Source organism: Dankookia rubra, from assembly GCF_004355005.1.
Classification (GTDB): Bacteria; Pseudomonadota; Alphaproteobacteria; order Acetobacterales; family Acetobacteraceae; genus Paracraurococcus; species Paracraurococcus ruber_A.
Genome location: NZ_SMSJ01000015.1, coordinates 1 through 12,542, shown reverse-complemented (window position 1 = coordinate 12,542; position 12,542 = coordinate 1). Strand labels below are relative to the sequence as shown.

The following is a 12,542-nucleotide window of genomic DNA, read 5'->3' as shown; positions in this document are numbered from 1 at the left end:
GCAACCGGTGATCAGGCGGAGACCGGCCGCCACCAGGATGCCGTCCCGGCACCGGCAGCCAGGCGAGCGCCTGCGGCTGGTGCAAGGACCGGGCTGATGCCGGCGCCGCGCCGCGGCACCGTCCGCCGGCAAGCACGAACCGCCCGCCAGGCAGTCAGAACCTCAGGGTCAGCGCCGGGATGTAGCTGATGGCCGCCAGCAGGGCGATGGCTACCCAGAAGAAGGGCCACAGCGCCTCCACCGTGTCGCTCATGCCGGAGCCGGCGATGGCGGAGGAGATGAACAGCGTGGTGCCGACCGGCGGGGTGTAGAGCCCGATCCAAGGTTTAGGATCATCATCAGGCCGAGTTGCAGCGGGTCCAGCCCGATCTGCTGGGCCAGCGGCACGAAGATCGGTGCCAGCAGCAGGATGGCCGGCGCCAGGTCCAGCGGTCCGCCGATGACCAGCATGATGACGTTCATCGCCAGGATGATGAGCCAGGGGTGTTGCAGCGTTTCGGCCACCCAGGCGGCGAAGCGCTGCGGCACCTGGTCGTAGGTGAGGATCCAGCTGGCCGCCGCGCTGCCCATGATGACGAGCATGACGATGCCGGTGGCGATGCCGGCATCCACCATGGCCTTGCGGAACCGCGCCCAGGACATGTCGCGGTAGAGCAGGATCGAGGCGACGAGCGCGTAGAGCACCGCCATGACCGCGATCTCGGTCGGCGTGGCGAAGCCGAAGCGCGGTGCGATCAGGATGAGTACGGGCAGGACCAGCGCCGGCAGGGCGTAGAAGCCCAGCCGCAGCGTGCGTCGCAGGCCGAAGGGCTCCGCGCGGCCCTCGACGTGCAGCCGCCGCGCTTCCCACCAGCACACCGCCATGAAGCCGGCGGCCATCAGCAACCCTGGCACCACGCCTGCCATGAACAGGTCGCCGATCGAGACATTGCTGACCACGGCGTAGAGGATCATCGGGATCGAGGGCGGGATGAGGATGTCGATCACCGCCGCGGTCGCGTTGTTCGCCGCGCAGAGCCCGGCGGGGAAGCCCTGCCGCCGCTGCCAGGGGATCAGCACCGAACCCAGCGCAGAGGCATTCGCCACTGCCGAGCCGCTGGCCCCGCCGAACACCACGAACCCACCACGGTGGTGGACAGCGCGCCGCCGCGCAGCCGCTGCATCAGCTCGCTGGTGAAGCGCAGCGGCTCCTCGCCCGGCTTGCCTTCCATGATGAGCGTGCCGGCGAGGATGAAGAAGGGCAGCGCGAGCATGGGGAAGGACTGGGTCTGCTGGAACATCTGCTGCGCCACCAGCATCAGCGGCGGCCCGCCGTCCCAGAGCAGCGCCAGGCCGGAGGCGATGACCAGCGCATGCGCCACCGGCACCGCGGCGAAGGCGAGCAGGCAGAAGGCGAGCACGAGGACGAGGCTCATGCCGGTTGCTCCTCGGGCATCGGCTGCGGCATCGCCTCCGGCCCCAGCAGGGCGACGCGCAGGGCGACCGAGACGCTGGAGGCCGCCAGCAGCACGCAGCCGCCGGCGATGGCCCAGTAGCCGTAGGAGGTGGGCAGCCGCATCACCGGGCTGAGCTCCACCGCGACGATCCCGGCCACCGCCAGCGCCTGCTGCGCCAGCACGCCATCGGCGAGGACCACCAGCAGGCCGCCGAGCAGCAAGGCCTGCCGGCTGCGACGGCCGAGGCGTCCCGGCAGCCATTCCACCGCGATATGGCCGCCGCGCTGCACCGCCAGCGCCACGCCGGCCATGATGAACCAGGGGAAGAGCTGCTGCGGCAGCTCTTCCGCCCAGTCCAGCCCGCCGCTGGCGAGCAGGCAGCGGGCGATGACGTTGGCCGTCATCACCGCCATCAGCAGCGTGCCGAACAGCAGCATCACCGCATGGCAGCACGGCGCGACGGCACGGTCGAACGCTGCCGCCCCAGCAGCGCCCGTGCGGCCATCTCAGGCGGCCGCCGTGGCGGCGGCCCGCAGGCGCTTGACGAACTCGCCGATGGGGCGCTGCTCCCAGCGGTCCAGCACCGGCGCGGTGGCGGCGCGGAACGGCGACTGGTCGGCCTGGTTCACCGTGACCGCCGGGTTGGCGCGGTATTCGGCCAGCAGCTTGGCATCGGCTTCCTGCATCAGCCGGCGGTTCAGCGCCGTCGCCTCCTGCGCCGCCTCCCGGATCAGCCGCCTGTCGGCGTCGTTCAGCCGGCCCCAGGCGATGCGGGAGGCGAGGAAGGGCGAGCATTCCCACTTGTGGCCGGTGAGCGAGATGAAGCGGTTCACCTCGTGCAGCTTGGCCGTGTGGATGTTGGCGAGCGGGTTTTCCTGGCCGTCCACCACGCCCTGCTGCAAGGCAACGTAGAGCTCGCTGAAGTTGATCTGCTGGGTCGCGGCGCCCAGCGCCTGGAAGGTGTCGATGGTCGCCGGATCCGCCGGGGTGCGGATCTTCATGCCGCGCAGGTCGTCCGGCGTCTCGATGGACTTGCGGCGGTTGGTGATGTGGCGGATGCCGTTGTCCCACCAACCCAGCGAGACGAGGCCGATCCCTTCCAGCTTGCGGACCACCTCCTGGCTCACCGGTCCGTCGAGGGTGCGGAAGGCGGCGGTGGAGGTGCCGAACAGGAAGGGCAGGCCATAGGCCGCCAGTTCCGGCACCACGGAGGAAATCGGCCCCTGGCTGTTCACCGACATGTCGAGCGTCCCGGTGCGCAGGCCGGTGAGCATGGCCAGGTCGTCGCCCAGCTGCGCCGAACCGGCGACCCGCACCTCGATCCGGCCGTTGCTGCGTTCGCGCAGCAGCCCGGCGAAGTGGTCCGCCGCCACGCTGCGCGGGTTGCCGGGGGCGGTGGCATGGCCGAGGCTGAGCCGGACCTGGTTCTGCGCCCGCAGCACGCCTGGTGCCGCCAGCAGGCCGGCGCCGGCGAGGCCGAGCAGCCCGGCCCGGCGGGTGATGGTGACGCTGTTCGTCATGTCGTTTCCCCTTCTTGTCGTTGCTATCGGCCGGCCCGGATGCGGGCCGGGTCAGTCCATGGCCAATCGGTTCCGGCGGCGGAGTTCCTGGATAATGGCGCTGTGGTCGAGGTCGCCGTCGCCATGCGCGACCATGTCGGCGAAAAGGCGGTCCACCAGCCGCAGCACCGGCAGGTCGAGCCCCAGCGCGGCACAGAGGCCGAGCGCGGTGCCGGTGTCCTTCACCTGGTACTTCGCCGGCCCGCCGGGGACGAAGTCGCGCCCGATCATGCGGAGCGCGTGCTGGCGCAGCACCGTCGATTCGGCGAAGCCGCCGAGCAGCGCGTCCCGCACCCGGCCCGCGTCGGCGCCGCCGCGCTCGGCCAGCAGCAGCGCTTCCGCCACCGTGGCGATGCTGCCGGCGACGATCACCTGGTTGGCCAGCTTTGCGAGTTGCCCGGCGCCGGCGGGGCCGACATGGGTGGCGCGGCCGAGCGGGCGGAAGACCGGCAGGGCGCGGGCGAAGTCCGCCTCGGCCCCGCCGGCCATGATGGAGAGCGTGCCCTCCCGCGCGCCGCGCTCGCCGCCGGACGCCGGGGCGTCCAGGGATGCGACGCCGCGGGCCGCGGCCAGTCCGGCGTGGCGGCGCGCGGCTTCCGCCGGGATGGAACTCATCACCGCCAGCAGGCTGCCGGGGCGCATCGCCGCCAGCACGCCGCCGGCCAGCAGCACCGCGTCGCAGACCGGGCCGGAACCGAGCATGCCGATGACCACCTCGGCCTCCGCCACCGCCGCCAGCGGGGTTGCCGCCAGGGCCACGCCATGCCCGGCCAGCGCCGCGGCATTCCCGGGCGACCGGTTCCAGGCGCCGACGGCATGCCCGGCCTCGGCCAGGCGGCGGGCCATGGGCCAGCCCATGATGCCGGTGCTGAGGAGGCCGATGCGCATGCTGCTAGCCATGCTGCAGGGCGGCGAAGCGCCCCGGGCGCTCCTGCGGGGGCGGCGCCGGGAAGCCGGCGCGGAACCGCGCGAGGTGGGCGGTCCCGAGATGCGCGTCGAAGCCGGCGCGGCCGCCATGGGCCTCGTGGAACACCACCTGGCCCCGCTCGGTCTCGGGCAGCACCACGTCGAACTGACGGCAGCCCGGTTCGTCCGCCGCCGAATGGCGGGCGTCGTCCCTCGCCATCGCCGGGCAGGCGTCCAGGCAGCCGGGGCGGACGGCGAAGCCGCTCAAGCGCCCCGCTCCATCTCCTGCCGCAGCGCCACCACGTCGAGATCGCTGACCATCTCCACGTCGTCGAAGCTGACCACGTTATCCTTCGCCACCGCGCGCTTCAGCCGCACATGGTGCGCGAGGCCGATGGGCAGCGCCTTCGCCGCCAGGCTCTTCTTTGCCGGGATGGCATTGGCCCAGACCGCGAAGCCGCCCTCGCCGTCCAGCATCTCGCCGGGCTTGAGGTCCCGCTTCGCGGTGGCCACCGCATCGCCGCGGAATTCCTTCGGCGTGCCGGTCGGCTCGTTGCGCAGCACGGCGGAAAGCACGCTGACACTGGTTTCCAGCCCGATCATGTGGAAGGGCCGCCACATCGAGCCGTACCAGCCGGACTTGTCGACCAGCAGGCCGTATTGCTGGAAGCAGGCGCGGGTGTATTCGTTGTTGGCGCGAAAGGTGACGAAGACGCCGTACTGGATGTTGTTGAACACCACGCGGCCATCCGGCTCGTGGCTCGCGGCGATGTCCACCAGCCCCGCCTTCGGCAGCCGCCCGCCCTCGCTCGCCGGCTTGAACACCTGCGCCAGGTCCTGCAGCCCGGTGGGCGGGAAGGCCAGGCCGTCGTCCGGGCAGTCGAGCCCGGTGCCGTTGGCCACCGCCGCCATCTCGATGGCCGCCTTGGTGCCGTCGGTGAAGGAGTTGTACATCTTCGGATTGAAGTCGCCCTTGGCCACTTCCTCGTCCGTCCAGCCGAAGAAGCCCCACACCGTATCCGGCGTGGAATACCGGTAGCGCGGCTCGAAGTTCATGCCCTTGCCGGCCGAGACCAGTTCGAAGCCGCAGGACCGCACCCAGTCGACCAGTTCGCAGATGATGGCGGGCTGGTCGCCATAGGCCATGGAGTAGACGAGGTTTTTCGCCCGCGCCCTGGCGGCCAGCAGCGGGCCGCAGAGCACGTCGGCCTCGACGTTCACCATGATGACGTGCTTGCCGCCCTCGATCGCCGCCAGCGCATGGCGCACGCCGGCGATCGGGTGGCCGGTCGCCTCGATGATGCACTCGATGCCCTCGAAGGCCGCCAGCTTGCCGGCGTCGTCCAGCACGCAGGTGCCGCCCGAGTGCAGCGCATCCGCCAGCGTCGGCGCGGCATAGCGTTCCGCCGGCCAGCCGACGCGGGCGAGCGAGCCCCGTGCCTTGCCGACATCGAGGTCGGCGACGCCGACCACGTGGAAGCCGGGGATGCGCTGCGCCTGGGCCAATACCATCGAGCCGAACTTGCCGGCGCCGATCAGGCCGACGCGCACCGGGCGGCCGCCGGCGGCACGCATCTGCAGCATGGTCGAAAGGTTCACCCGGTTTCCCCCTTGTTGCCGCGGCCGGCGTGTCTCGCCGGCCCGTTCCGTGTCCGTGACCGGACGGTAGAGAGGCGGGTCGTTTAGCTCAAACGAGTTTTTCGGGCTGATAGTGAAGCTGGACTAATGATTTCACTGCGCCAGCCAGAGGTCGCGCTCGGTCCGCAGCCAGCCGAGGAAGGCGCCCACCTGGCTGCGGCGCAGCCTGTCATGCGGGCAGACCAGCCACTGCGTCATCCGCGTCGCCGCCGGCGGCTGGCGCACCGGGCAGGTCAGCCTGCCCTCGCGCAACTCGCGCTCCATCATCAGCTCGCTTTCCAGGGCGATGCCGATGCCGTTCGCCGCGGCGTCGATCGCCATGTGGCTGCGGTCGAACAGCACGCGCCGCCAGCTCGCAGGGCCGGGTACGCCGGCCAGTGCGAACCAGCGGCCCCACTGCATCTGCGACTTCACCGAATGGATCAGCCGGTGCCGCGGCAACTCCTCCGGCGCCAGGCTGCCGGGCGGGCAGAAGGCGGGGGCGCAGACCGGGAGGAAGCGCTCCTCGGCGATGCCCTCCACGAACAACCCGGGCCAATTGCCCTCGCCGTGGCGGATGTCGATGTCCACCGCCTCGCGCGCGAAGTCGGTCGGCTCGTTGGTCGCGTCCAGCCGGAGGTCGATGTCAGGATGCGCGTCGAGGAAGCGGCCGAGACGCGGCAGCAGCCATTTCGTCGCCAGGGTCGGCGTGACCCGCACGGTGAGCGAGCGCGAGGAAAGATAGCCGCGGATCGCCTGGGTCGCGTCGGCCACGCGGTCGAGGTTCTCGGCGATCATCTCGAAGTAGCGCTCGCCCGCCTCGGTCAGCGTTGCCCGCCGGCCGGACTTCACCATCAGCGCGGTGCCGAGGTGCACCTCCAGCGCGGAAATCTGCTGGCTGACCGCAGAGGGGGTGACGCCGAGCTCCTGCGCCGCGCGCGCAAGACTGCCAGCGCGCGCGGCGGCGTGGAACACGGTGATGGCACGCAGCGGAAGATGCATGAGGCGGGAAGACTAACGCGCCGCTGGAACGATGCCAGGGGATTTGCGGGCCTGCACCGCCAAGGCGGGGCGGGCATCGGGACGGCCTGCCGCCCTTCCTGGTCAGCCAGGGCCGGGTATGGCTGGTCCGCGTTCAGGAAACCGGGGGCCCCCGGCAGATCACCGGGGAGGACGCATCCCGGCTGCCCCGTCCCTCGCGGCCCCGCGCAAGGTAAAGCCGGGCGACCGTACCCGGATGGTCGGTCGCGGCCTCCGGGCCAGCCATCCCCAACCGCAGCCGCCACCCCTGCCTGGCCAGGCCGGCGCGGATCAGGCCGCTGCATTCTCCGCCGCGATCCTGTCCAGCACGGCCGCCATCTCGTCCGGCAGCGCGACTTCTGCGGCGGCCAGGTTTTCCCGCAGATGGACAACGGAGGCGGTGCCGGGGATCAGCAGGATATTGGGCGAGCGGCGCAGCAGCCAGGCGAGCGCGACCTGCATGGGCGTGGCGCCGAGGCGTCCCGCCACCTCCGACAGCGCGGAGGATTGCAGCGGGCTGAAGCCGCCGAGCGGGAAGAACGGGACATAGGGGATGCCGTCGCGGGCGAGGTCGCCGATCAGCGCATCGTCGCCGCGATGCGCCAGGTTGTACTGGTTCTGCACGCAGGCGATCTCGCAGATGCTGCGCCCCTCGGCCACCTGCGCCGGCGTGACGTTGCTGAGGCCGATATGGCGGATCAGCCCCTGCCGCTGCAGATCGGCCAGCACCGCGAGCGGCGCCGCGATCGATCCCTCGGCCGGCCCGTGCACGTCGAGCATGCTGCGGAAGTTCACGACATCCAGCACCTCGAGGCCGAGATGGCGCAGGTTGTCGTGCACCGCCTGGGTCAGCGCCTCCCGCGAGGCGGCCGGGAGCCAGGCCCCCCGGTCGTCCCGCCGGGCGCCGACCTTGGTGACGAGGGTGAGCCCGGCGGGGTAGGGCGCCAGCGCCTCCCGGATGATCCGGTTGGTCTCGTGCGGGCCGTAGAAGTCGCTGGTATCGATGTGGTCGACCCCGCCGGCGACCGCTGCGCGCAGCACGGCGACCGCCGCCTCGCGGTCCTTCGGCGGCCCGAAGACGCCGGGCCCGGCGAGCTGCATGGCGCCGTAGCCGAGCCGCCGCACGCGGCGGCTGCCGAGCGGATGGGTCCCGGCCTGGTCGATGCTGGTCATGCTGGCGCTCCTTGCTGAGGCCCTGAAGCTAGGTCCTGTTGCGCTGCGCGATAACGGGGCACAATCCGCACACCCCGTGCAGGAATACGAACGATGCGCGCCGACCTCGGCGACCTTCAGGCTTTCCTCGCCGTGGCGCGCGCCGGGGGCTTCCGCGAGGGCGCAAGGGCCGCCGGCACCAGCGCCTCCGGCCTGAGCGAGGCGGTGCGCCGGCTGGAGACCCGGCTCGGCGTCAGGCTGCTGCACCGCACCACGCGCAGCGTCCGGCCAACCGAAGCGGGCGCGCGCCTGATGGAGCGGCTCGGCCCGGCAATCGGCGAGGTGGAAGCCGCGCTGGACGTGGTCAACGGCTTCCGCGACCGGCCGGCGGGCACGCTCCGGCTCAACGTCCCGGTCAGCGCGGCGCGGCTGGTGCTGCCCCGCATCGTGCCGCCCTTCCTCGCGGCCTATCCCGAGATCCGGCTGGAGGTCATCGCCGAGGACAGCTTCGTCGACGTGCTGGCCGCGGGCTGCGACGCCGGCATCCGCTACGACGAGCGGCTGGAGGCGGACATGATCGCGGTGCCGATCGGGCCGCGCGTCCAGCGCTTCGCCACCGCCGCCGCCCCGGCCTACCTGCGCCGCCACGGCCGGCCGCAGCATCCGCGCGACCTGCTCGGCCATGCCTGCCTCGGCGGCAGATTCGCAAGCGGCGCCATGATCGTCTGGGAGTTCGAGCGGGGCGGCGAGGTCGTCAGGATCAATGCCGCGGGGCCGCTGCTCGTCAGCGCCGGCGCGGCGACCGACCTTGCCGTGGCGGCCGCGGTCGCCGGCACCGGGATCGTCGCGCTCTTCGAGGACTGGCTGCGCCCGCACCTCGACAGCGGCGCACTGGAGCCTGTGCTTGAGGCTTGGTGGCCGTCCTTCCCCGGGCCGTTCCTCTATTTTCCCGGCCGCCGCCTGGTGCCGGCCCCGCTCCGGGCATTCGTCGACTTCATCAAGGCCGCGGCCGGACCGACCACGTCACGCCAGGGCTGACCGTGCCGGCGATGACCGGCCCGGACGCGACCCTGCAACGCAGCCCGGCACGCTGGACGCGGACGGTTCGGTGCTGGCCTGGCGAGACCTAAGAGCGTCTAGCCCGACCGCCTGGTTTGCCTCGGCCAGATGATGCTGGCGGGGAGAGCGTTGCAGGCGAGGTGGATGTGCTCGCGCCGTTCGTGGCGGATGGTGAGGCGGCGAAAGCGGACCATCCAGGCGAGCATCGGCTCGACCTTCCAGCGGTGCCGCCCAAGTCTGCTGCTGTCCTCGACGCCGCGGCGCGCAATGCGCGCGACGATGCCACGACGGCGGCACTCGTCGCGGCGGAAGCGATGGTTGTAGCTCTTGTCGGCAGGCAACCTGCCGGGGCGGCAACGCGGCCTGCCGCCAGGTTTGCGGCGCCGAACCGGCGGGATCGCATCGAGCGTGGCGGCCAGCATCTCGCTGCCGTTGCGGCTAGCCGGGCTGAGCGTCAGGCCAGGTGGCGTGCCGTGGCCGTCGACCACGATATGCCGCTTGGTGCCCGGCTTGCCGCGATCCGGCGGGTTCGGGCCGGTCGCTGCACCCCCCTTTTCGCCGGGACAGACGCGCTGTCCAGCGATGCTCTTGTCCAATCCAGCTTGTCGGCGCCGTGCAGGCGCTCGAGCAGCACCAGATGCAGGCGGGACCAGACGCCAGCCGCCTGCCAGTCCCGCAGTTGTCGCCAGCAGGTCAGGCCCGACCCGCAGCCCATCTCCGCCGGCAGCCTCTCCCAGGGGATCCCGCTGATCAACACGAACAGGATCCCGGCCAGGGCCGGTCGGTCCGAGACAGGCTTCCGGCCGCCATTCCGCCGAGGCCGCTCCGGCGGCGGCAGCGGCGCGATCGCCGCCCAGAGATCATCGGAGACGAGGGGCTTCGCCATCCCCCACCAACGCAGCACGGCACGTCTTGTTGGATGCTCTGTAGGGACTCTGCCCGCTGCGCCTTTCCTGTGACTGCCGACCCCCACGGTATCGGCCCTGATGGCAGGGTGCGGATACGCTGCCAGCTGACGATGGCGGATTCGGTTCGACTTTCGGCCGGCTGCCAGGACCAGACGCTCGAGATGTCCCGCTGGTCCACCCACCGCGCTACTGCCGGGTACCGCCCGGCGCGGAGCAGGCGGCCTGCGGTCCCTGGAACAAGCCTGCATGCCGCGATCACCCTTGCCAGGCTCGTGATCCCTGGCACCGCGTAAGCGTGCCGCCGCGCACAGCGGCCACGGGCCTCGCCGGACGAGCCTGTCGGCGTCCGTGCATCGAAGCTCTCGCACCGGTGGCACACGGCAGTTGCCGGGGCGGCGGCCACGGGCTCGTCGAAACCCCAAACTCCAAAAGGAGGCCACACCCATGCCCGACACCTTGAGGTTCCAGGCACTCGAGCTAGCCGCCAAGGACCTTTTCGTATTCGACTGGCATGACCTCGGTACGCCTTGGCCCGATCTGGTTTTCACGGCCGGCGAGCAGCTGAAGGTCCCCGTGTTGATCGACGAAGGCGTCCTCGGCGGCGGCACGCTGATCGACGGCATTCCCGCGCCTGATCTGATCCACGAGTTCAACCTACTCGGATAGCCACCGGGGTGAGCGCGCGAGATCCATTTACTCGGCTCGCGCGCCACTCCGGAAGCCGGCGTTGGCGGAAGGCGCGGCCTACCCGTCAGCCAGTTCGCATTGGCCAGCCCCAGACAGAGGAGGTTTCCGATGGGTGAGCAGCTCCGATGCGCGCCGCCACACACGCTCCAGGTTCACGTGACGCGGCGCTGCAACCTCAGGTGCCTCCACTGCTACTCGTCCTCTGGACCGGAGGCCCGCGGTGAGATGTCGCTCGATCTCCTCCGCAGCGCACTCGACGACGCCTCCGAGCTTGGTTACGGCGTGGTCGCGGTGTCAGGCGGCGAGCCGCTGCTCTACCGGCCGCTGTCGGATCTACTCGCTCACGCCCGCCGGCGCGGCCTCGCCACGGCGGTGACGACCAATGGGATGTTGCTGGACAGGCACCGTCTCGAGCCGCTGAAAGGGGTCCTCGCCTTCGTCGCCGTCAGCCTCGACGGTGCGCCCGCGGCACACGACCGTATGCGTGCCCGCCCGGGTGCCTTCGCGGCAATGGCCGAGCGGCTTCCGGAGCTGCGCGCCTCCGGCATCCCGTTTGGCATCTTGTTTACTCTTACCAACGAGAACGCGGAGGACCTCGCCTGGGCCGCTGACTTCGCCGTAGCGAACGGAGCGGTGGCGCTGCAGGTCCACCCACTCAGCCTGACGGGCCGCGCCGCCGAGATCGACCTGGCACCCCCTGACGCAGCACTCGCGATTCGCGCGGCGCAGCTTGCGGCGGAGGCGCGGGACCGCCACGGAGGTCGCCTGCGTATCGTGGTCGACTACGTGCCGTGGCTTAGGGTCCCGACCGACGGTCCGGCGCCCGCCCGTGCGGGAGGAGGCAATAAGCGGTTGTTCGCCGACCTGGTGTCCTCGCTGGCCATTGAAGCGGACGGGACGGTGATCCCGATCGGGCACGGCTTCGCCCGCGACCACGCTCTTGGTAACCTCAGCAGCGCGCGGCTATCAGCGTTGGCGGACCGATGGATCGCCACAGGGGCTCACGAGCGCTTCCGGGAGCTCGTCCGTCGAGTGGCAACGGCGGCTGCCGCGCCCGCGGCACCGCCGCTCATAAACTGGGCTGATGCGATGCGGCGCGCCAGCGTCGCCGAGTACGTGCTGTCGCCCGCTGTCGACTGAGTTCGGCAAGAACCGACCATCACATGCGACATCGAACCCGCGATAAATTTCGCCTACCCCGGCTTCGTCGGGACTTGCCGCAATCCCGGCTGGCCGCCGGGCTAGGTCGTGCCACCGGACTTCGTCGCCTGCGAGGGAAGCGGGGCGCGGAGTGGCTGGGCGACGCCGTAGAACTGTTGTCGAGGTTACCGGGCCGAGGTGATGCGTTTGCTCCGGCCCGGCATGGCGCAATAGTCCGACATGATCCCATCCGGCGGCCGACCTCAGCTCATCCGCGCGTTCGGGTTCGGCGCGACGATGAGGCCGAGCGGCCAGCCAAGGTAGAAGCGCTGGTCGTCGTCTATTCCTTTGCCTGCTCTGTCTGACCAGGGTGGCAGCTGAAGACCGGCTCGAAGCCAGCCGAGTTGCAGCGGATGTGCGCGCGTCGGTGTCCACGGAAGTGAGCTGGTACTAGCAGGCGGTTGGCTTCCACCGCATCCTCAAGGAGGCCGCGCCGGGTCGCCGCAGCAATCCGCGGGTCCGCACAGAATGCCGTCGAGACTTCGGGATCGATGATCTGCACGGGACTATGCAACGCATCGCCACAGAAGATCGCCCGGGCATCTCCGCGATCGACCCGCAGCCCTAACTGATGGGCCGTGTGACCGGGAAGGTGGGTCAGCGTCAGCCCCTTCGCAACGTCATAGCCGTCGTCCACAAGGTCGACCAACCCGGCCTCCACCACTGGAAGCACGCTGTCCTCAAGTGCTAGGACATGCATGGCTGGTGCGCTTCCTGCGTCGCGCTGCGCCATCCAATTATTGATCCGGCCTGGGCGGTCTTGAAGGCGAGTAGGATCCGTCCAGGTTGGGGGCATGAAGCATGTGGACATCCGCAAGCTGCCGGCGGCGGCGCAAGAGGAACGTCGGCGACAGGTGATCGGGCTGCGCCAGGCCGGCCTGACCTATGGTGCGATCGCGGCGCAGGTTGGGCTGACCCAGACCGGGGTGTTCGACATTTGCAAGCGGTATGCGGAGCGAGGTGCGGCTGGGCTGAAGACCGGGCAGCGCGGGCCCGAC

Annotated in this window: 13 protein-coding genes and 1 pseudogene; 4 read left to right on the top strand and 10 right to left on the bottom strand. The window is 70.8% G+C overall.

From position 1 onward, the window contains the following. Window positions 1-154 precede the first annotated feature (154 nt). The 8 genes and pseudogenes from E2C06_RS13540 to E2C06_RS13505 all read right to left on the bottom strand — a co-directional run bounded on the left by E2C06_RS13540 (window position 155) and on the right by E2C06_RS13505 (window position 7,711). Window positions 155-1,415: pseudogene (locus tag E2C06_RS13540) on the bottom strand (TRAP transporter large permease). After that, window positions 1,412-1,873, bottom strand: coding sequence for a TRAP transporter small permease (locus tag E2C06_RS13535; protein ID WP_241671280.1), 462 nt, complete (start codon window positions 1,871-1,873; stop codon window positions 1,412-1,414). Before E2C06_RS13535 ends, E2C06_RS13540 begins: the two are co-directional and overlap by 4 nt. A 69-nt stretch (window positions 1,874-1,942) precedes the next feature. Continuing rightward, window positions 1,943-2,956 (bottom strand): TRAP transporter substrate-binding protein, encoded by a 1,014-nt coding sequence (locus tag E2C06_RS13530; RefSeq protein WP_133289141.1) that lies wholly within the window; start codon window positions 2,954-2,956, stop codon window positions 1,943-1,945. A gap of 51 nt (window positions 2,957-3,007) precedes the next feature. Next, on the bottom strand, window positions 3,008-3,883 hold the full coding sequence (locus E2C06_RS13525) for an NAD(P)-dependent oxidoreductase (RefSeq protein WP_206664535.1): 876 nt from the start codon (window positions 3,881-3,883) through the stop codon (window positions 3,008-3,010). 4 nt (window positions 3,884-3,887) lie between these two features. After that, window positions 3,888-4,169 (bottom strand): putative quinol monooxygenase, encoded by a 282-nt coding sequence (locus E2C06_RS13520; RefSeq protein WP_206664534.1) that lies wholly within the window; start codon window positions 4,167-4,169, stop codon window positions 3,888-3,890. Continuing rightward, window positions 4,166-5,500: an NAD(P)H-dependent oxidoreductase gene (locus E2C06_RS13515; protein ID WP_133289139.1), complete on the bottom strand. Its 1,335-nt coding sequence runs from the start codon at window positions 5,498-5,500 to the stop codon at window positions 4,166-4,168. Before E2C06_RS13515 ends, E2C06_RS13520 begins: the two co-directional genes overlap by 4 nt. Before the next feature lie 132 nt (window positions 5,501-5,632). Then, entirely contained in the window at window positions 5,633-6,520 is an 888-nt protein-coding gene (locus E2C06_RS13510; protein WP_133289138.1) for a LysR substrate-binding domain-containing protein, read from the bottom strand. A gap of 309 nt (window positions 6,521-6,829) precedes the next feature. After that, window positions 6,830-7,711, bottom strand: coding sequence for an aldo/keto reductase family oxidoreductase (locus E2C06_RS13505; RefSeq protein WP_133289137.1), 882 nt, complete (start codon window positions 7,709-7,711; stop codon window positions 6,830-6,832). Between the two features lie 93 nt (window positions 7,712-7,804). Between E2C06_RS13505 and E2C06_RS13500 the strand changes: the two genes are divergently transcribed. Then, window positions 7,805-8,728: a LysR family transcriptional regulator gene (locus tag E2C06_RS13500; RefSeq protein ID WP_133289136.1), complete on the top strand. Its 924-nt coding sequence runs from the start codon at window positions 7,805-7,807 to the stop codon at window positions 8,726-8,728. 98 nt (window positions 8,729-8,826) lie between these two features. On the opposite strand, the gene E2C06_RS13495 is transcribed toward E2C06_RS13500, so the two are convergent. Then, a protein-coding gene (locus E2C06_RS13495; protein ID WP_370451434.1) for an IS5 family transposase occupies window positions 8,827-9,635 on the bottom strand; the annotation gives its coding sequence in 2 pieces (ribosomal slippage) (window positions 8,827-9,305 and window positions 9,305-9,635; 810 coding nt in all). Window positions 9,636-10,101: 466 nt separating this feature from the next. Between E2C06_RS13495 and E2C06_RS13490 the strand changes: the two genes are divergently transcribed. Both E2C06_RS13490 and E2C06_RS13485 read left to right on the top strand, forming a co-directional pair. Next, window positions 10,102-10,323, top strand: coding sequence for a hypothetical protein (locus E2C06_RS13490; RefSeq protein ID WP_133289134.1), 222 nt, complete (start codon window positions 10,102-10,104; stop codon window positions 10,321-10,323). A 129-nt stretch (window positions 10,324-10,452) separates the two neighbouring features. Then, window positions 10,453-11,484, top strand: a complete 1,032-nt coding sequence (locus tag E2C06_RS13485; protein ID WP_133289133.1) for a radical SAM protein — start codon at window positions 10,453-10,455, stop codon at window positions 11,482-11,484. A gap of 340 nt (window positions 11,485-11,824) precedes the next feature. Here E2C06_RS13485 and E2C06_RS13480 read toward each other — a convergent pair whose 3' ends face one another. Beyond that, window positions 11,825-12,277, bottom strand: a complete 453-nt coding sequence (locus E2C06_RS13480) for an MBL fold metallo-hydrolase (protein ID WP_165982378.1) — start codon at window positions 12,275-12,277, stop codon at window positions 11,825-11,827. 61 nt (window positions 12,278-12,338) lie between these two features. Here E2C06_RS13480 and E2C06_RS13475 point away from each other — a divergent pair. Further along, a partial coding sequence (locus tag E2C06_RS13475) for a helix-turn-helix domain-containing protein (protein WP_133289131.1) occupies window positions 12,339-12,542 on the top strand: 204 nt, incomplete at its 3' end.